Below are 18,099 nucleotides of genomic sequence, written 5' to 3'. Positions count from 1 at the left end.
ACAAGCAATCGTTTACGCCATGTTGGCATCATTATGGATGGCAACAACCGCTGGGCTAAACAGCGCAAGCTGCCCGGACCTGCCGGCCACAAGGCCGGCGTTGAGCGCATCAGGGATGTGATGCGCGCCTGCCAAAAAGAGGGGGTTGAGGTTCTGACCCTGTTCGCCTTTAGCAGCGAGAACTGGCAGCGCCCGGCCAAAGAGGTAGAGGCGCTGATGAGTTTGTTTCAGCTCTATCTGCAGCGCGAAGCCCGCAAGCTGCACGATGAGGGCGTGCGCCTGCAGGTGATTGGTCGCCGCGACCGTTTCTCCCCTAAAATTTTGCAAGCCATTGAAGATGCCGAAGCACTTACCGCAGCGGGCCGCACACGCCTGGTGATCGCTGCCGACTACGGCGGCCAGTGGGATATCGCCAACGCCGCCAAGGCGCTGGCCTTGGAGGTGGCCGCAGGCAACCGCGCGCTTGAAACCATTGATGATCAGGCCCTGCACGCCCACACCCAGTTGGCCGATGCACCGCCCTTGGATTTATTGATTCGCACCGGCGGTGAATACCGCATCAGCAACTTTTTGTTGTGGCAGGCGGCCTATGCCGAGCTGTATTTCAGCGATCAATATTGGCCCGATTTTAACGAGCAGTCGCTGCTGGATGCGGCCCAGGATTACTACCGTCGCCAACGCCGATTCGGCCTCAGTGGCGACCAGGTCGAGGAGGTTGCGCGTGCTTAAACAGCGCATAATTACTGCAGTGCTGTTGATGGCGGTGCTGCTTGCAGCGCTCCATTATTTGCCAACCCCATTGTTCCAGCTGCTGCTGGGCACGGCGGTGCTGATTGCCGCTTGGGAGTGGTCTAATTTATCGGGTGTTGCCAATTACTGGTTGCGCGGCGCCTATGTGGCGGCCACTGCAGCCATGCTGGCGCTGGCGGGTGTGGTAACAGGCCTCAGCAGTGCGCTGGACCTAGAGTGGCTGCGCAACCTTCTGCTTGTGGGCAGCCTCTGGTGGGCCTTGAGCCTCTTGTGGGTGCAGGGCTATCCGTCCAGCTCTATCTTGTGGGGCGCGCCCATTGCACGCCTGGCCATTGGCTGGCTGGTGCTGGTGCCTGCTTGGCTCGCGCTGTGTTACCTGCGCGAGCTGCCGGGCGGCGCCTGGTTGATGCTGATGGTGGTGTGCGTGGTGGCCGGTGCCGACATCGGTGGCTACTTCGTGGGCAGGCGCTTTGGCAAGCACAAGCTGGCGCCTCAGGTAAGCCCCGGCAAAACCTGGGAAGGTTTCTGGGGCGGGCTCGCTACCAACGTCTTGTGGGCCACGGCCTTGGGGCTGTGGTTAGGCGAGGGTCGCCTGCCGTTGCTGTTGGCCATTGTGGTGCCTGCAAGCCTGGTGTCTGTGTTGGGTGACCTGGTGGAAAGCATGCTCAAACGCCACCGCGGCATTAAAGACAGTAGCCAATTGTTGCCGGGCCACGGCGGTGTGCTCGATCGTATAGACAGCATTACCGCAGCCGCGCCAGTGATGGCGCTGGGCGTATTGATGACCGGCTTCGAGCTCCTATGAGCCTACAGAACATCACAGTGCTGGGGGCAACGGGCTCCATTGGTGTCAGCACGCTCGATGTGATTGCCCGCCACCCGGATAAGTACCGCGTTTACGCCGTAACGGCGGCCCAACAGTGGCAGGCCTTGGCCGAGCAGGCCCGCGCCCACGGCGCGCGCTACGCCGTAATTGCCGATGAACAATATGCCGAGCCGCTGGCCGCGGCGCTCTGCGATACCGACACCCAGGTTCTGGCAGGCCCAAGTGCGCTTGCCGAGGTGGCCCAGGCCGATGCGGTGCAGGTGGTGATGGCGGCCATTGTGGGTGCTGCCGGCTTGTTGCCAACGCTCGCCGCCGCGCGCGCAGGCAAAAAAGTGTTGCTGGCCAACAAAGAGGCGCTGGTGATGGCCGGCCATTTGTTCATGGAGGCCGTGGCCGCCCACGGCGCCACGCTGCTGCCCATAGATTCCGAGCACAACGCCATTTTCCAGTGCCTGCCTGTGGGCTATCGCGCGCCGCAAGCGGCCGGGGTCAGCAAGATTTTGCTCACCGCCTCCGGCGGCCCGTTCCGCACCTGGTCGCCCGATGCCTTGGCGGCTGTGACGCCCGAGCAGGCCTGCGCCCACCCCAATTGGTCTATGGGGCGCAAAATATCGGTGGATTCTGCCACCATGATGAACAAGGGCTTGGAGCTCATTGAGGCCTGCTGGCTGTTTAATGCAAACAGTGATCAAATCGACGTGGTGATACACCCGCAGAGCGTTATTCATTCCATGGTGCAATATGTGGATGGCTCGGTGTTGGCGCAATTGGGTAACCCGGATATGCGCACACCCATCGCGCACGCACTGGCTTGGCCCGAGCGGATAGCATCGGGTGTTGCACCGCTGGATTTGATTGCCGCGGCGCGGCTGGATTTTGAGGCGCCGGATCTGGGGCGCTTTCCCTGCCTGCGCCTGGCCTATGAAGCCGCCCAAACCGGTGCGGCCGCCACGGTATTGAATGCCGCCAATGAGGTGGCCGTGGCTGCCTTTTTAGACGGGCGCTTGCCCTTTGATCGCATCGCCCATATCAATGAACAGGTGATGCAGGCGGTTCAAGCGCCAGTACCAAGCACCATAGATGCCGTGTTGGCGGTGGATGCGCTGGCCCGCGAGGCGGCCAATCACGCACTGGGCACACAGCCCCGGTAAAGAATCGGCCCTGGGCCCTGGAGTATCGAATGGCACACGTAGAGACGATTATTTGGTTCGTGGTGGCACTGGGCTTGTTGGTCACCATTCACGAATACGGCCACTTTTGGGTGGCGCGCAAATGCGGCATTAAAGTACTGCGCTTTTCTGTGGGCTTTGGCAAGCCGCTGGCCAGCTGGTACGACAAACACGGCACCGAGTTTTGCATTGCCGCAATCCCTTTGGGTGGCTACGTCAAAATGCTCGACGAACGCGAGGGCGATGTGCCGGAGCATTTGCTCAGCCAGGCCTTTACCCAGAAAACCGTGGGCCAGCGCATTGCCGTAGTGGCGGCCGGGCCTGTGGCTAACTTTTTATTGGCCATAGTGCTGTTCTGGATCATGGTCATGCCCGGTGTCACCCAGGTGGCGCCGGTGATTGGGGCGGTTGCGCCCAATTCAATCGCGGCGTTTGCCGGTATTGAGGAAGGCCAGGAAATCGTGGCCGTAGACGGTGAGCCCACCGATTCCTGGCAGGCCGTGCACCAGCAATTGCTGAACCGCTTGGGTGAAACCGGCCGCATTACCTTTACCGTGCGCTACCCCAACTCCAGCCTTGAATACATATCCGAGGCCGAGCTCACCGATTGGCTGGCCGGCGATGAAGAGCCCGATGTGCTGAAGGGCTTGGGCTTGACGCCGTTTCGGCCTGTGTATGAGGCAGAAGTGGCCGAGGTGCAGCCCGATTCACCGGCAGCGCGCGCCGGGCTTCAGGCCGGTGATTGGGTAATTGCCGTAGATGCAGAGCCTGTGGCCGATTGGGAGGCCTTTACCAGCAAGGTGCAGGCGCGCCCGGGGCAGGAAGTTGAACTAACCCTTGAGCGCGGTGTCGAACGCCTGAGCGTGTTCGTGACCCCGAAGGCGATTGAGCAAAACGGTAAAACCGTGGGGCAGGTGGGGGTTATTCCGAAAGTGCCCGAGTGGCCAGAGGGCTACCTGCGCCATAAAGATTACAACTTGGCGCAGGGTTTGTGGCGAGGCGTTGAAAAAACGTGGGAAACCTCGGGTTTTGTCTTGCTTTCTGTCAAGAAGTTGTTAGTTGGTGAAATATCCACTAAAAACTTGAGCGGCCCCATAACCATTGCTAAAGTGGCGGGCGCTTCGGCAAAGGCCGGTTGGGAGTTTTACATCGGCTTTCTGGCCCTGCTCAGCGTCAGTCTGGGCGTGTTTAATCTCTTGCCCATTCCGGTATTGGATGGCGGTCATTTGATGTATTACCTGGTCGAGCTGGTAAAAGGCAGCCCGGTACCGGAAAAGGTTCAAATGGTTGGCTATCAACTGGGCTTGCTGGTGGTATTAGGTGTGATGATGTTGGCTGTGTACAACGACATCATGCGCCTTTGAATGGCCACGAGCATCCACATTGCAGCACTGAATTTATAAATTAGAACAGAAATTATGCAGCGTCTTGTCTTATTAATTGCCTCCCTGGTTTTCACATCAGCGGTTTATGCCGAAAGTTTCCGAGTTACCGATATTCGAGTTGAAGGCCTGCAGCGTGTGTCTGCCGGTTCCGTCTTCGCAGCGCTGCCCGTGCGCATCGGCGACTTTATGGATACCGTTGAAATTCAGGACGCTACCCGCTCCCTGTTTGCCACCGGCCACTTCGCCGATATTGAAATCGGCCGCGACGAAGGTGTGCTGGTTATCACCGTAAAAGAGCGCCCGGCCATCAGCGAGATAGTGCTGGAAGGCAATAAGGCCATCAAAACTGAAGATTTGATGAAAGGCCTGCGTGAAAACGGCCTGTCTGAAGGGCAGATTTTCAAGCGCGTAACCCTGGAGGGCCTGGGCCAAGAGCTGCAGCGCCAGTACGTGGCCCAGGGTCGCTACAGCGCCAGTGTAAAAACCGAAGTGATCGATTTGCCGCGCAACCAGGTAAAACTGCAGATCACCATCGATGAAGGCAAGGTTGCCTCCATTGAGCACATCAACCTCGTGGGTAATCACGCCTTTAGCGATGAAGAGTTGCTGGAGTTGTTTGAACTTAAAACCACCGGTTGGTTGAGCTGGATTACCAGCGATAACAAATACGCCCGCGAAAAGCTCACCGGCGATATAGAGCGGCTAGAATCTCACTATATGGATCGCGGCTATTTGAAATTCCGCATGCCATCCACCCAGGTTTCCGTAAGCCCCGATAAAGAATCGGTGTATATCACCATCAATATTGAAGAGGGTGAGGTTTATAAAATCGGCAAGGTGGATCTCGCCGGCGACCCGATTTTGCCAGAGGCTTACATCCGCCGCCTGATACTGGTGCGCGAAGGTGAGACCTTCTCGCAAGTATTGATGACCACCACCTCCGATTACATCACCAAGCGCCTGGGCAACGAGGGCTATACCTTTGCCGAAGTGCGCGGTATTCCCGAGCTAAACGCCGAAACCGGCCTTGTGGATGTCACCTTCTTTATCGACCCGGGTAAGCGCGCCTATGTGCGCCGGGTAGAGTTCCGCGGCAACACCAAAACCAAAGACGAAGTGTTGCGCCGTGAAATGCGCCAGATGGAAGGCGCTTCCGCGAAAAACTCCGACATCGAATACTCAAAGCTCAAACTTGAGCGCTTGGGCTTCTTTAAAGAGGTGCAGGTTGAAACCAACGAAGTCCCAGGCACGGCCGATTTGGTTGATGTTGAATACACTGTAGAAGAGCAGCCCTCGGGCTCCATTGGTGCAAGTGTGGGTTACGCCCAGGGCACGGGCTTGGTGTTGGGCGCCAACATCCAGCAAAACAACTGGATGGGCTCCGGCAAACGCGTGGGTATTTCTGTTAACACCAGTAAATACCAACAGGTGTACAGCTTTAACTACATGGACCCATACTTCACTGTAGATGGCGTAAGCCGAGGCTTCAGCGTCTTCTATCGCGCGACAGACTTCAGCCAGATTAACATTGCCAGCTATTCAACCAACACCTACGGCGCCAACCTCAACTTCGGCTACCCCATTTCAGAGGTTGAACGCATCGGTTTTGGTATCGGCTATACCAATATGTTTATCAAAACCGGCCGATCGGCGGTGCAGGAAATCAAGCGCAGCCCGAACCTGATTGAAGGTATTGATAGCAATTTCATCACCGAATCAGACCTGCAAACGCTCATTGATGAAGTGAATGCCGCAAATACAAACCCCATCTCAGGTGGCGCACCTGCACTGGATTTCAGTAGCCCCATTGACGAGGTTGTCAACACACTGAACAACCCGGAAGGCTTTATTGATGCCAATGGCGACCGCTTCGACAGCTTCCCGTTTACGCTGTCTTGGGCCAAGTCCACATTAAACCGTGGCCAGCTGGCAACCCGTGGTTCGTCGCACAATTTGTCGTTGGAGTTTTCAGTACCCGGCAGCGACATGGAGTTTTATAAGCTCCGCTACTCGGGCCAATACTTCCAGCCAATTTATGGCGATTTTACCCTGCGTTTCAGGGGTGATCTTGGCTACGCAGATTCCTACGGCAAAACCAGCATTCTGCCGTTCTTTGAGCACTTCTATGCCGGTGGCTTCGGCTCGGTGCGGGGCTTTAAGCGCAACACTCTTGGCCCGCGCAGTACGCCAGCGGCTACTTACGATGTGGTTGGCCCCTATTTTGGTGCCCAGGGCCCCGGCGTAGGTGCAGAAGATACCGATGGCGATGGCCGTTACGATACATTCCAGGGTGGCTACATTTTGTGTGACCAAACCCGGGACGTTATCTATAAACAGGGTGCTGATGTTTGTATTCAGGATAAATTGCGCGCCAGTGTAATCGGCCGCGATGATCTGCCCTTCGGTGGTAACGTGTTGATCGAAGGCAGTGTTGAATTGCTGTTCCCGCTGCCGTTTATTGAAGATCAGCGTATGCTGCAGGCGGCCTTTTTCGTAGATGCCGGTAATGTGTTTAATACCCAGTGTGGCTTCTATCAGCAAAACTGTTTTGATGTTGATATGAGCCGTATGTCTGCGTCTTATGGCCTGGGCCTTACCTGGATCAGCGGATTTGGCCCGCTGACCTTTAGTTTGTCGCAGCCTTTCCAATATAATCCTGAAGATGAGCGCGAAACCTTCCAGTTCTCACTGGGTACCGCCTTTTAAATTCAGAACAAATTTAGCGCTACGCGTTTGCGTGGCACACATTAGTAGAACGGAGAATAAAAGTGTCTAAACTGAATTCGATTTTGTTGTTGACTGTCGCGCTGATTGCAGCCCCTATGGCCATGGCTGCCGATAAAGTGGTTGTGTTTGATTTACAGTCTGCCATTTTAAATACCGACATGGCTAAAAAGCGCATGCAAGACATGCAAAGCAACTCTGAATTTGCCTCTATGCAGGCCAAGTTCGAGTCGCTGCGTGCAGAGCTTCAGAAAATGGCCAAAGAGGCCGAGAAAAACGGCGTAACCTGGAACCAGGAGCAATCCGCCGAGCACCGTAAGAAAATGGAATACGCCCGCGCGGATCTGGAGCTGGTTGTTAAAAAGCTGCAAGCCGAGCGCAACGCCACCGCCCAGCGCGTAATGGAAGAGCTGAACCCCAAGGCCCAGGTTGCCTTGAAAGATGTGATCAGCGCCGAAGGCATTGGCATTGTGTTGAGCACGCAAACCGCTTACTACGCGGAACCTTCGCTGGATATCACCGCGAAAGTGACCGAGAAGCTGAACAAAGCAAAATAAGTTGTAGTGCAGGGCACACCTGCGTTACCTGATGAAAAGGCGATACCCCCCAGGGGTTCGCCTTTTCCGGCTTTTAAAGCCACAGAACCCCACGAAGACCTGAAATTGCAAAAGGCGGGATAGGTGACCACATACACTCTGGCAGACTTGGTGGCACACACGGGCGCGCAATTGCGCGGCGACCCGGCATACGCTGTGCAAGGCTTGGCAACACTGGCTCTGGCCGGCCCCGCAGATTTGAGTTTTCTGGCCAATCCGCGCTACGCCAAATACCTCACAGAAACCCGCGCAGGTGTGGTGGTTATGCACCCCTCCATGGCCGATCAATTTGCAGGCCATGCGCTGTTACATCCTGACCCTTACCAGTGTTACGCCAAAATTACCGCCCTGTTTGCCCCGCAAGCCAACAGCAGTGGCGAGATTCACCCCAGTGCGGAAGTTGCTGAAAGCGCGTTTATAGACCCCACCGCACGTATTGGTGCGCGCGCGGTGATTGAAGCCGGTGCGCGCATTTTGGCGGGCGCCAGTGTGGGCGCAGCCAGTGTGGTGGGCGAGGGCTCGGTTGTGGGCGCACGCACGCGCCTGGCTGCCAATGTAACCTTGTACCCGCAGGTCACGTTGGGCGAAGATTGCATTGTGCACGGTGGCGCCGTGATTGGTGCCGATGGTTTCGGCTTTGCCCCCACGCAAGACGGGTGGGTGAAAGTGCATCAGTTGGGTGGGGTGCGCATCGGGAATAAGGTAGAGATTGGCGCAAATACCTGTATCGATTGTGGTGCGCTGGAAGATACCATTATCGGCAATGATGTGAAGCTCGATAATCTCATTCAGATCGGGCACAACGTGGTTATTGGTGATCACACGGCCATTGCGGCACACACGGCAGTTGCGGGTTCAACCCGCATTGGCGAGCGCTGCACCATTGCCGGTTGCGTAGCCGTTACCGGGCATATCACTATTGCCGATGGCGTACACGTCTCTGGTGGCACAGTGGTTACCAAATCTATCACCGAGGCCGGCAGCTCCTGGTCTTCGGGTACGCCCATGTTGTCCACGTCAGATTGGCGCCGCCAGGCCGCCCGGTTTGGCCAGCTAGACAAGCTGTCTAAGCGCGTGCGTGAATTGGAAAAGCGCGAGCCTTCGGGCGACTAAGACAAAATCCGGTAATCGTCTGTGGCGGTTGCACCAGCACACGTTAAGGTAAAGACATGATGGACATCAAAGAAATAAAGGAATACCTGCCGCATCGCTACCCCTTTCTATTGGTTGACCGGGTGCTGGAGCTGGTTGAGGGTGAGCACATAGTGGCCATTAAAAATGTGTCTGCCAATGAAGATGTGTTTAACGGCCACTTCCCACAGGCGCCCATTTTTCCCGGTGTGATGATCATCGAAGCGCTGGCCCAGGCCTCTGGCATTTTGGGTTTCAAAACTCTGGATAAACGCCCGGCCGACGGCTCAATTTACCTGTTTGCCGGCATTGATGATGTGCGTTTCAAGCGCCAGGTGGTGCCGGGCGATCAGTTGCGCCTGGAGTCGCGCGTGGTGTCTGCCAAGCGCGGCATCTGGAAGTTTGATTGCAAGGCCACCGTTGATGGCCAGCTGGCGGCCTCGGCCACCATTTTATGTGCTGATCGCCAGGTGTAATTGGCCTGAAAAAACCTATAATTGCGTTTTACACAAGCCCGCCAGGCCTCACTGGTTGGCAGGCTTGTTCACCACTGCCCAGTTAAGGACGTAGGATTGATCGATCCCCGCGCCATCATTGACCCATCCGCCAGGCTTGCACCCGATGTGCAGGTGGGGCCCTTCTCGGTAATCGGGCCAGGTGTTGAAATAGACAGCGGCACCATTGTTGAATCCCACGTGGTGATTAAAGGCCCCACGCGCATAGGCAAGCACAACCACATTTTTCAATTTGCCAGTGTGGGCGAATCTACCCCCGATTTGAAATACAAAGGCGAACCCACGCGCCTGGTGATTGGCGATCACAATGTGATTCGCGAAGGTGTGACTCTGCACCGCGGTACTGTGCAAGACCGCTCTGAAACCACCATAGGTAACCACAATTTGTTGATGGCCTACGTACACGTAGGGCACGACAGCATTGTGGGCAATCACTGTGTGCTGGTGAACAATGCAGCCCTGGCAGGCCATGTACACATTGGCGATTGGGCGATTCTGGGTGGCTTTACCCTGGTGCACCAGTTTTGCAAAATCGGCGCCCATGCCTTCACCGCCATGGGGTCTGCCATTGGCAAAGACGTGCCCGCCTATGTAACCGTTTCAGGCAATCCCGCCGAGGCCAAAAGTATCAACACCGAAGGCCTGCGCAGGCGTGGCTTTAGCAAAGAGCAACTGGCGGTGTTGAACAAGGCGTTCAAGTTAATTTACCGGCGCGGGCTGCGTTTGGAAGAGGCGCTGGCAAGCCTTGATGAAATGGCCGCAAATGAAGCCGCGCTCACGGCCTTGATCGATTCACTGCGTAGCTCTGAGCGGGGCATCGTACGCTGAGCCTTTTATGATTCACCCCACCGCAATTATCGATCCAACCGCACACATCGCCGAGGGCGTAACCATCGGCCCCTATACGGTGGTGGGTGCACATGTACGCATTGAAAGCGGTACCCGCGTTGGTTCACACGTGGCCATAAACGGGCCGGTACACATCGGCCGCGACAACCGCATTTTCCAGTTTGCCTCCATTGGCGAAGAGCCCCAGGACTTAAGCTACAAGGGCGAGGCTACCCGCCTGGAAATTGGCGATCGCAACACCATTCGCGAATATGTGTCGTTCAACCGCGGCACGCCCAAGGGCGGCGGGCTCACCAAAATCGGCAGCGACAACCTGTTTATGGCCTACTGTCACATAGGGCACGACAGCGCGGTGGGCAACAAAAATGTATTCGCCAATTCGGCCTCGTTGGCAGGCCACGTGACCGTGGGCGACCAATGTATTCTGGGCGGCTTTACCCTGGTGCACCAATTCACCAGCATCGGCTCCCACGCCTTTACCAGCATGGGCGCGGCCATTAACCGCGACGTGCCGCCGTTTGTAATTGTGTCTGGCAATTACGCGCGCTCCTACGGCATTAACAAGGTGGGTTTAAAGCGCAAGGGTTTCAGTGCCGAATGCATAGCCGCTATTTTAAAAGCCTATAAAGTATTGGTGCGCCAGCGCACATCGCAGGCCGAGGCCGAGGCGTTGTTGGCACCCCTGGCAAGCGAGTTTGACGCCGTGGCCCAGTTCATGGAATTTGTGCGCACAAGCAACCGCGGAATCGTTAAGTAATGGGCCAGGATCAACCACAGTTCAGCGCGGTGATGTTACACCCGCGCTATTGGTTGCTGTGGCTGGCGCTGGGCGTGTGCTGGTTGATAGCGCGCATGCCTTACCCTTGGTTAATGGCGCTGGGGCGCGGTGTGGGTGCGTTGTTTCAGGCCTTTGCCAAAGAGCGCAAACGCATTGCCGCTATTAACCTGCAAATGTGCTTCCCGGCGCTTTCAGAGGCTGAGCGCAGCCAGTTGTTGCGGCGCAATATGCGCGAAATGGGTGTGGGTTTTATCGAGCTCTTGATGGCCTGGTTTCGCCCCCGTGCGCGCCTTGAAAATCTGTTGACAGTAGAGGGCCTGGAGCACATCCAGGCACTGGGCGAGCAGGGTGCCATTGTGGTCACCCGTCATACCTGCAGCGTGCAGCTCTCGGTGATTCTGGCCACCATGTATCACCCCTTTGCCGGCATGTACCGGCGCCATAAAAACCCGGTGCTGGAATATGTGCAGCGCCGCGCGCGCCAACGCATGGACCCATGCCGTGTGGTGGCCTTTGAGCGCAAAGAAGTTCGCACCATGCTGCGCTTTTTGCGCCAGGGCGCCAAAGTGCTTTACGCGCCCGATCAGGATTACGGCATTAAGCAGGGCGTGTGGGCGCGCTTTTTTGGTGTACCTGCGGCCACGGTAACGGCCACATCGCGCTTTGCCAAACTCGGCCGGGCCAAAGTGCTGGTGATGGATTTTGAGCGCCTGCCTGAGGGTCGTGGCTACCGGCTGGTATTCGAGGCGCCACTTGCAGACTTCCCAAGTGATGATGAAACTGCCGATGTGCAGCGCCTGAACGATATCTTTGAAGCGCAGGTAAGGCGCGCGCCTGAAACCTACCTTTGGGTGCACCGGCGCTTTAAAACCCGCCCTGCGGGCGAGCCAAAACCCTACGGTAAAAAGCGCAAACGCCGCCGCTAATTTATTGCCTGAAGGCTCAAGCACTGCTTGCTACAGGGGCAGGGCGGTGGTGTATTTCATGCTTTCCATGGCAAAGCTTGAGCTTACATCGGCGAGTTTCACCTTGCTTACCAGGCGTTTGTAGAAGCCGTCGTAAGCTTTGATGTCTGATACCACCACTCGCAGCAGGTAATCCACATCGCCGCTCATGCGGTAGGCCTCCATCACCTCGGGCATGGCGTGCAGCGCCTCGGCGAATTCGTTAAGCCAGGCATCGTTGTGCTGGTCTGTGCGAATAAACACAAACACATCCACACCCAAGTTCAACCGCTCGCGCGAAAGCAGCGCCACCCGGCTTTGAATAAACCCCTGCGCCTCCAGTTGCTGAATGCGTCGCCAGCAGGGGCTGGTGGTGAGGTTTACCCGCTCGGCAATGGCCTGTACCGACAGCGTGCTGTCGCGCTGCAGCAGGGTGAGAATGTGCCTGTCTATGGCATCTAAGGTGTTTTCGTTGGTGGGCATAAATTACCATTATTAAGAAATTGGCTAGAAGAATATTTCTTTATGTGCCTATTTTAGGGCATGTGTTGGAAATTTTCATGCCTGAATGCGGCATACAATGGGGGTATTGATCAGGGCACACCTGCTGCCACGCCACCAAAGAGACTGCACCCATGCTCACAGGAACCTCAGCTACACCCAGCCATGAAACCCTTGAGGCCGCCGAAGATGCCGCCTTTTGGTGGCGCATCCGGGCGCAGGTAATTAATCTGCGAGCGGCGCCCTTCATTTATGCTGATTGGACCGCCAGCGGCCGATTGTTTCGCCCTATTGAGGAGCGCCTTACCAACATCGCAGGCCCCTACATGGCCAATACCCACACCGAAGACAGCCTCACCGGGCGCACCATGACCGAGTGGCTGCAACAGGCCGAAGCGCGCATCAAGGCCCATGTGAATGCGGGCCCGAATGACGTGCTGATTTCCACCGGCAGCGGCATGACCGGTGCGCTGGGCAAGTTGATCCGCATGATGGGATGGTGGGCGCACGAGCACCACAAACCGCAGGTGCTGGCGCACTGGCGTGCAGCGGGTGTGGCCCGGCCACTGGTGTACATTACCCACCGCGAGCACCACAGCAATCACACCATGTGGCTGGAAAGCCTGGCGGAAGTGCGCATGATTCCCGTGCAGGGGCGCGATGAAATAGACCTTGCCTGGCTGGCGGAAGATCTGGCGCGCGAACCGCGCGGGCGGGTAAAAATGGCCTCTGTTACCGCCGCCAGCAACGTCACCGGTGTGCGCACACCCTACGGGAAAATCGCGGGCCTGATGCACGATCACGGCGGCCTTTGCTTTGTGGATTTTGCCGCCTCCGCCCCCTACGATGTGATTGACATGCACCCAAGCGAGCGCGAATCGCTCGATGCCATTTTCTTTTCACCGCACAAGTTTCTGGGTGGCCCCGGCAGCCAAGGGGTGCTTGTATTTGCCGCCAAACTCTACAACAACCGCGTGCCCGAGCAGCCCGGCGGCGGCACGGTTATCTGGACTAACCCCTGGGGTGAACACCGGTTTGTGAGCGATATCCAAAGCCGCGAAAACGGCGGCACGCCCGGCATATTGCAAACCCTGAAAACCGCGCTTGCCATCGAATTAAAAGAGACCATGGGTAGCGCGCGTATCCAGCGCGCTGAGGCACGCCTTAACGCACGGTTTTTTGAGCGGCTGGCACCCATGAAAAATGTGCAGCTTTTGGCGCCGGAGCATACCCATCGCCTGAGCGTGTTTTCCTTGGTGTTTACCAAATTGCACTACAAAACGGCGGTGCGTTTGTTAAGCCAGCACTTTGGTGTGCAAGCGCGTGGCGGCTGTGCCTGTGCGGGTACCTACGGCCACATTCTATTGGGGATAGACCGCTGTGCATCCAAGGCCATTACCAACGAGCTGGATAAAAATGCCAGCGCCGACAAGCCCGGCTGGGTGCGCATCAGCTTTCACCCGAGTCAAACCCTGGCAGAAGTAGACGCCATTGCCGATGCCGTGGCGGCCGTTGCCAATATGCAACCGCAAGATGAAATCACGGGGTTACAGGTGGTAGAAGATTTGTGGGCGAGCCTGGTTTAGTGCAGCGGGTGTGGCGGGCGTAACTGAATTTGGTGTAAAAAGTTTGGTGTAGAAAGGGTGGCCGGAGCCCACTGCTGTCCCACAAAACTACAGGCATGGAATGTGGGGCGGAGTTTGTGACCGTCACCCGCATGGGTTTAAGCGCCCGCTGGCAAAGTAAGGCTTTGCGGGTGCTTGAACGCCTACATGCTGTGCTTGTAGGCAGGCCCCGAAGGGCGGGTGTCGAGGCTACATGGATGTATTTACGTCGTGTCACAAACTGCGCCCCAGATTTCATGTCCAGACATCGCTTAGAAACTCTGCGATATAGGTAGTTTCAACGCCTGCCTTCCGTGGAGACTTGAACTATGGGACAGCAATGGGCCGGAGCCACCTTTTTCGGCTTAGACGCGGCCTTCAATCATATCGAGCGCCAGTTTGGCTACATTGGCTGAACCGCCTTCCTTGCCAAGTTTGCCGCGCACTTTGTTTAACTCTGCTATTTGTGTGCTGCGGTATTGGGTGTCGTCTAACAGGCGGCAAATTTCCGCGGCAATGGCGGCAGGCTTGGCATCTGCTTGAATGAATTCCTGCACAATGCGCTTTTCGGCCACGATGTTTTCAAGGCCAATGTCCGCAATCTTTACCATGCGCTTTAAAATCCAATAAGACAGTGGCGCAATTTTGTAAACGATGGTGTTGGGGATTCCCATTAGCGCAATTTCCAGCGTGGCAGTGCCGGAGGCTGTCATGATGGCGTTGCACACCTGCATCACATTGTAAGAGCGATCGCGAATGGCACGCACCTGCAGGCTCGGGTATTCCGCCAGTAGGCCCTGAATGTCTGTTAAGGCAATGGTGCTTGCCAGCGGCAAAATAAACTGGGCATCAGGTTTTGCTTGCTGAATAAGCTTTGCGCTTTCCAGCAGTATTGGCAGTACCCTGGCGACTTCACTCTTGCGTGAGCCGGGAAATAAACCCACCACCGGCTGTTCGGCGTTTAACTGGTAGCGCGCGTAGCACTCGGCCGCGCTGCGATCGGGTTTTACTTCATCTACCAGTGGGTGGCCAACAAAGGTGCAGGGTACACCTGCGTTTTCATAAAACTGTTCTTCAAAGGGAAACAGCACTGCCATGTGGTCTATTTTTTTGGCCATGGTGTGCACCCTGTGTGGCCGCCAGGCCCACACCTGCGGGCTGATGTAAAACAGCACTTTAATGCCGCGGGCCTTGGCTTTTTCAGCCAGGCGAAAGTTAAACTCCTGGTAGTCTACAAGTATCAGTAAATCCGGTGGCGATTGCCGCAGTGCGTCTATCAGTTGATTGAGGGCCTGCTTGATTTTGCCGTAGTGTTTTACCACTTCCCACAGGCCCACCACGGCGATGTCTGCGCAATCAACCAATAATTCACAGCCGGCCTCACGCAACTGGTCTGAACCCATGCCGGTAAAACGGGTATCTGGTGCCAGCTTGTGCATGGCCTTAACCAAATTGGCTGCGTGTAAGTCGCCGGAGGCTTCCCCGGCGCTGATCATAACGGTGTAGGTGTGGCTCATAGGGCGGCTTTAATCACAGAGGCAATGTGTTCAATTTTTTCTTCGCTAAGCTCGGGGTACACCGGCAGCGCAAAGCACTGTTGCATAATAGATTCTGTGATTGGCAGCGACACGTTTTTACAATCTTCTGCAAACACTTCCTGCTTGTGCAGGGGTACTGGGTAGTAAATGGCGCAGGCAATTTGCGCATCGCGCAGGGCTTGTAAGATTTTGTCGCGCGCCGGGTGCAGGCAGCAATACTGGTGGAACACATGCTTGCCAATGCCGTCTTGGGCGGGCGTTTGAATGCCGGTGCCTGCAAGGTGTTTGCGGTAGAGGCTGTCTACCCGGCGGCGGTTATCGTTAAATTCATCGATTAACGGCAGTTTTGCACGCAGCACTACTGCTTGCAGTTCATCAAGCCGCGAGGTGTAGCCCACAAGGCTGTGGTGGTATTGCACTTTGCTGCCGTGGTTGCGGTATTGGCGCACAAGGGCTGCCAGGTCATCACAATTGGTAGATACCAATCCGCCATCGCCATAGCAACCCAAATTTTTAGAGGGGAAAAAACTGAACGCACCCAGGTTGCCAAAGCTGCCGGTTTGCTGGCCTTGAATGTGTGCGCCAAACGATTGCGCGCAGTCTTCCACAATGTGTAGTTTGTGCGCGTCACACAGGGCCTTCAGTGAGGCCATATCAACGGGCTGGCCAAATAAGTGCACGGGGATCACTGCGCGGGTTTTATCGGTAATGGCGCGCGCCACTGCGTCCAAATCCAGGTTAAAGGTGTTTGGGTTGATGTCTACAAATACCGGTGTGGCCCCCACGTATTTAATGGCCTCGGCCGTGGCAATAAAGGTGAACGGCGTGGTGATCACTTCATCGCCGGGCTTAATGCCCAGTGCCAACAGTGCCAGGTGCAGGGCATCGGTGCCAGAGCCCACGCCAATGGCGTGTTTTACGCCCAGATAATCGGCGGCTTCTTTTTCAAAGGCCTGCACATTCGGGCCCAGAATAAAGGCGCCGGTTTCCATGGCTTCACGCATGCCTGCATCAATTTGATCTTTCAGGCGATGGTACTGTTGGGTTAGATCAACCATTGGGATTTTCATAGGGGTGTCCGTGTTCGTGATTTTGATGTGCTTATCAGAGATCTTGCATCAAGCGCGAAATCTCTTGGGCCGTGGCCAATGCGCGCCGGCCGTCTTCGCCGGTAACTTGCGTGGGCTTGCCCTGTTGGATGCTTTCCAGGAAGGCGATGATTTCAACTTTCAGGGCGTCGTTGTTATCAAACAGGCTTTCTTCACTTTCAATTTCGGGAATGCCGGGGAACATTTCCTTTTCGCCTTTGCTGTAAAGTTTCAGCGCGCGGTTTTGAAAGTCGATAGTAATACAGGATTCCTCCTGAAAAATGCGCATCTTGCGCTCGGTTTTCAGGCTTACCCGGCTGGCGGTGACATTGGCCACGCAGCCGTTTTCAAATTCAATGCGGGCATTGGCGATGTCGGTAGAGTGGGTTAACACCTTGGTGCCAGAGGCGGCAATGGTTTTAACGGGCGCGCCCACCATGTTCTGAATGATGTCGATGTCGTGAATCATTAAATCGAGCACCACATTCACATCGTTCGCGCGCGGGTTAAAGGGTGCCAAACGGTGCGATTCAATAAACTTGGGCGCCCCCAGGCGATCCCCCAGTGCCAGCAGGGCGGCGTTAAAGCGCTCTAGGTGGCCCACCTGAATCAACAGCCCGCGCGCGCGCGCAAGCTCAATCAGCTCATCGGCCTCGGCCACCGTGACGGTAATGGGCTTTTCAATGAGCACGTGAATACCGTGTTCCAGGCAATCTTTGGCGATTTGGTAGTGATACACGGTGGGCGCTGCAATGCTCACGGCATCTACCCGGCCAAACAGCTCGCGGTAATCGGTGAGCGCCTCACAGCCGTGTTCGCGGCTGATGGCCTGGCTGTTTTCGGGGTTGGCATCCACCACAGCCACCAGATTACTGTTGGGCAGGCTGGCGTATTTTTGTGCGTGAAATTTGCCCAGGTAGCCTACGCCGATAACGGCAGTATTGAGCTTATTCATGGGGCCGGGAACCTCTGTGTGCTGGGTGTAAGACAGGGGCGCTATTGTAGCCCAAGGTTTGGGCAAATGCTTGGCGCCGGTGGTATCATCGGCGCTTCATTTCGCAATATCTGTTGGTTAAATAATGAGCAAAAAACCGCTGGAACCCTTCGTCAGCAGCTACCGGGGCGCTCTGGGGGCGGGCGTTGATGAAGTGGGCCGTGGGCCCCTTGCCGGAGACGTGGTGGCCGCGGCGGTAATACTGGACCCAAATGCCCCCATCGAAGGCCTGGCCGACTCTAAAAAACTGACTGAAAAAAAGCGCGAGCAGCTGTTTGTTGAGATTCAGGAAAAGGCCCTGGCCTTTTGTATTGCGCGCGCAAGTGTTGCAGAGATTGATAAAATCAACATCTTGCAGGCCAGCCTGCTGGCCATGACTCGCGCAGTGCAGGGCCTGCCCACCCAGCCCGAGCACGTGTGGGTAGACGGCAATAAGATCCCGCGCTGGCACTACCCGGCCGAGGCCGTGGTGAAAGGCGATAGCCGTGTGGCGGCTATCAGTGCGGCCTCTATTCTGGCCAAGGTGACCCGCGATCGTGAGCTGGTGGCCCTGCACGCCCAATACCCCGATTACGGCTTTGCCGATCACAAGGGCTACCCCACCGCGGCGCACTTGGCCGCTATAGAACAGCACGGCATCACGCCACACCACCGGCAGTCCTTCGGGCCCGTTAAAAAGCAACTTGAACAATTGGATTTGTTTTAAG

At 56.3% G+C, this 18,099-nt stretch carries 17 protein-coding genes; 13 read left to right on the top strand and 4 right to left on the bottom strand.

Going from position 1 to position 18,099, the window contains the following annotated elements:
- Positions 1-33: 33 nt before the first annotated feature.
- The 11 genes from uppS to lpxL all read left to right on the top strand — a co-directional run bounded on the left by uppS (position 34) and on the right by lpxL (position 11,649).
- The gene (gene uppS / locus L1F30_RS11290) at positions 34-729 is read left to right on the top strand and encodes a polyprenyl diphosphate synthase (RefSeq protein WP_253361819.1); all 696 of its coding nucleotides are present in this window, start codon (positions 34-36) and stop codon (positions 727-729) included.
- Positions 722-1,555 (top strand): phosphatidate cytidylyltransferase, encoded by an 834-nt coding sequence (locus L1F30_RS11285; RefSeq protein ID WP_253356187.1) that lies wholly within the window; start codon positions 722-724, stop codon positions 1,553-1,555. The genes uppS and L1F30_RS11285 overlap by 8 nt, the downstream gene beginning before the upstream one ends.
- Complete coding sequence (gene ispC, locus L1F30_RS11280) at positions 1,552-2,727, top strand: 1-deoxy-D-xylulose-5-phosphate reductoisomerase (RefSeq protein ID WP_253356186.1); 1,176 nt, start codon at positions 1,552-1,554, stop codon at positions 2,725-2,727. The genes L1F30_RS11285 and ispC overlap by 4 nt, the downstream gene beginning before the upstream one ends.
- Positions 2,728-2,756: 29 nt before the next feature.
- Entirely contained in the window at positions 2,757-4,109 is a 1,353-nt protein-coding gene (rseP, locus tag L1F30_RS11275) for an RIP metalloprotease RseP (protein ID WP_253356185.1), read from the top strand.
- Positions 4,110-4,163: 54 nt separating this feature from the next.
- Complete coding sequence (bamA, locus tag L1F30_RS11270; protein ID WP_253356184.1) at positions 4,164-6,836, top strand: outer membrane protein assembly factor BamA; 2,673 nt, start codon at positions 4,164-4,166, stop codon at positions 6,834-6,836.
- A gap of 62 nt (positions 6,837-6,898) precedes the next feature.
- The gene (locus tag L1F30_RS11265) at positions 6,899-7,411 is read left to right on the top strand and encodes an OmpH family outer membrane protein (protein WP_253356183.1); all 513 of its coding nucleotides are present in this window, start codon (positions 6,899-6,901) and stop codon (positions 7,409-7,411) included.
- A 123-nt stretch (positions 7,412-7,534) separates the two neighbouring features.
- Positions 7,535-8,563 carry a UDP-3-O-(3-hydroxymyristoyl)glucosamine N-acyltransferase gene (gene lpxD, locus L1F30_RS11260; protein WP_253356182.1) on the top strand — a complete coding sequence of 343 codons (1,029 nt, stop codon included), beginning with the start codon at positions 7,535-7,537 and terminating at the stop codon, positions 8,561-8,563.
- A 56-nt stretch (positions 8,564-8,619) separates the two neighbouring features.
- Positions 8,620-9,057 (top strand): 3-hydroxyacyl-ACP dehydratase FabZ, encoded by a 438-nt coding sequence (fabZ, locus tag L1F30_RS11255; protein ID WP_253356181.1) that lies wholly within the window; start codon positions 8,620-8,622, stop codon positions 9,055-9,057.
- Positions 9,058-9,153: 96 nt separating this feature from the next.
- Entirely contained in the window at positions 9,154-9,924 is a 771-nt protein-coding gene (lpxA, locus tag L1F30_RS11250) for an acyl-ACP--UDP-N-acetylglucosamine O-acyltransferase (RefSeq protein WP_253356180.1), read from the top strand.
- A gap of 7 nt (positions 9,925-9,931) precedes the next feature.
- A complete protein-coding gene (gene lpxA / locus L1F30_RS11245) occupies positions 9,932-10,702 on the top strand; it encodes an acyl-ACP--UDP-N-acetylglucosamine O-acyltransferase (RefSeq protein WP_253356179.1) in 771 nt (256 codons plus the stop codon).
- The gene (gene lpxL, locus L1F30_RS11240) at positions 10,702-11,649 is read left to right on the top strand and encodes an LpxL/LpxP family Kdo(2)-lipid IV(A) lauroyl/palmitoleoyl acyltransferase (RefSeq protein WP_253356178.1); all 948 of its coding nucleotides are present in this window, start codon (positions 10,702-10,704) and stop codon (positions 11,647-11,649) included. Before lpxA (L1F30_RS11245) ends, lpxL begins: the two co-directional genes overlap by 1 nt.
- Before the next feature lie 30 nt (positions 11,650-11,679).
- Here lpxL and L1F30_RS11235 read toward each other — a convergent pair whose 3' ends face one another.
- Positions 11,680-12,150, bottom strand: a complete 471-nt coding sequence (locus L1F30_RS11235; protein WP_253356177.1) for an Lrp/AsnC family transcriptional regulator — start codon at positions 12,148-12,150, stop codon at positions 11,680-11,682.
- Between the two features lie 152 nt (positions 12,151-12,302).
- On the opposite strand from L1F30_RS11235, the gene L1F30_RS11230 reads away from it, so the two are divergent.
- Positions 12,303-13,754 carry an aminotransferase class V-fold PLP-dependent enzyme gene (locus L1F30_RS11230; protein WP_253356176.1) on the top strand — a complete coding sequence of 484 codons (1,452 nt, stop codon included), beginning with the start codon at positions 12,303-12,305 and terminating at the stop codon, positions 13,752-13,754.
- 383 nt (positions 13,755-14,137) lie between these two features.
- Here L1F30_RS11230 and lpxB read toward each other — a convergent pair whose 3' ends face one another.
- The 3 genes from lpxB to L1F30_RS11215 are packed head-to-tail and all read right to left on the bottom strand — an operon-like array spanning position 14,138 to position 17,353.
- Complete coding sequence (lpxB, locus tag L1F30_RS11225) at positions 14,138-15,289, bottom strand: lipid-A-disaccharide synthase (protein ID WP_253356175.1); 1,152 nt, start codon at positions 15,287-15,289, stop codon at positions 14,138-14,140.
- Complete coding sequence (locus L1F30_RS11220) at positions 15,286-16,380, bottom strand: DegT/DnrJ/EryC1/StrS aminotransferase family protein (protein ID WP_253356174.1); 1,095 nt, start codon at positions 16,378-16,380, stop codon at positions 15,286-15,288. Before L1F30_RS11220 ends, lpxB begins: the two co-directional genes overlap by 4 nt.
- A 34-nt stretch (positions 16,381-16,414) precedes the next feature.
- Positions 16,415-17,353 carry a Gfo/Idh/MocA family protein gene (locus tag L1F30_RS11215; protein WP_253356173.1) on the bottom strand — a complete coding sequence of 313 codons (939 nt, stop codon included), beginning with the start codon at positions 17,351-17,353 and terminating at the stop codon, positions 16,415-16,417.
- A 124-nt stretch (positions 17,354-17,477) separates the two neighbouring features.
- Between L1F30_RS11215 and rnhB the strand changes: the two genes are divergently transcribed.
- Positions 17,478-18,098 (top strand): ribonuclease HII, encoded by a 621-nt coding sequence (rnhB, locus tag L1F30_RS11210; RefSeq protein WP_253356172.1) that lies wholly within the window; start codon positions 17,478-17,480, stop codon positions 18,096-18,098.
- The last annotated feature ends 1 nt before the right edge of the window (position 18,099 follow it).

It is taken from the genome of Simiduia sp. 21SJ11W-1, assembly GCF_024138675.1.
Lineage (GTDB): Bacteria > Pseudomonadota > Gammaproteobacteria > Pseudomonadales > Cellvibrionaceae > Simiduia.
Note: the sequence above shows the minus strand (reverse complement) of the source record. Positions and strands in the feature narration are given on the sequence as shown.

Bases quoted from the DNA above. Each gene is read 5' to 3' on its own strand.
- rnhB (WP_253356172.1), top strand. From the start codon at position 17,478: ATGAGCAAAAAACCGCTGGAACCCTTCGTCAGCAGCTACCGGGGCGCT.
- rseP (WP_253356185.1), top strand. From the start codon at position 2,757: ATGGCACACGTAGAGACGATTATTTGGTTCGTGGTGGCACTGGGCTTG.
- fabZ (WP_253356181.1), top strand. From the start codon at position 8,620: ATGATGGACATCAAAGAAATAAAGGAATACCTGCCGCATCGCTACCCC.
- L1F30_RS11215 (WP_253356173.1), bottom strand. From the start codon at position 17,353: ATGAATAAGCTCAATACTGCCGTTATCGGCGTAGGCTACCTGGGCAAA.
- bamA (WP_253356184.1), top strand. From the start codon at position 4,164: ATGCAGCGTCTTGTCTTATTAATTGCCTCCCTGGTTTTCACATCAGCG.
- ispC (WP_253356186.1), top strand. From the start codon at position 1,552: ATGAGCCTACAGAACATCACAGTGCTGGGGGCAACGGGCTCCATTGGT.
- uppS (WP_253361819.1), top strand. From the start codon at position 34: ATGGATGGCAACAACCGCTGGGCTAAACAGCGCAAGCTGCCCGGACCT.
- lpxL (WP_253356178.1), top strand. From the start codon at position 10,702: ATGGGCCAGGATCAACCACAGTTCAGCGCGGTGATGTTACACCCGCGC.
- lpxA (WP_253356179.1), top strand. From the start codon at position 9,932: ATGATTCACCCCACCGCAATTATCGATCCAACCGCACACATCGCCGAG.
- L1F30_RS11220 (WP_253356174.1), bottom strand. From the start codon at position 16,380: ATGAAAATCCCAATGGTTGATCTAACCCAACAGTACCATCGCCTGAAA.
- lpxB (WP_253356175.1), bottom strand. From the start codon at position 15,289: ATGAGCCACACCTACACCGTTATGATCAGCGCCGGGGAAGCCTCCGGC.
- L1F30_RS11235 (WP_253356177.1), bottom strand. From the start codon at position 12,150: ATGCCCACCAACGAAAACACCTTAGATGCCATAGACAGGCACATTCTC.
- L1F30_RS11230 (WP_253356176.1), top strand. From the start codon at position 12,303: ATGCTCACAGGAACCTCAGCTACACCCAGCCATGAAACCCTTGAGGCC.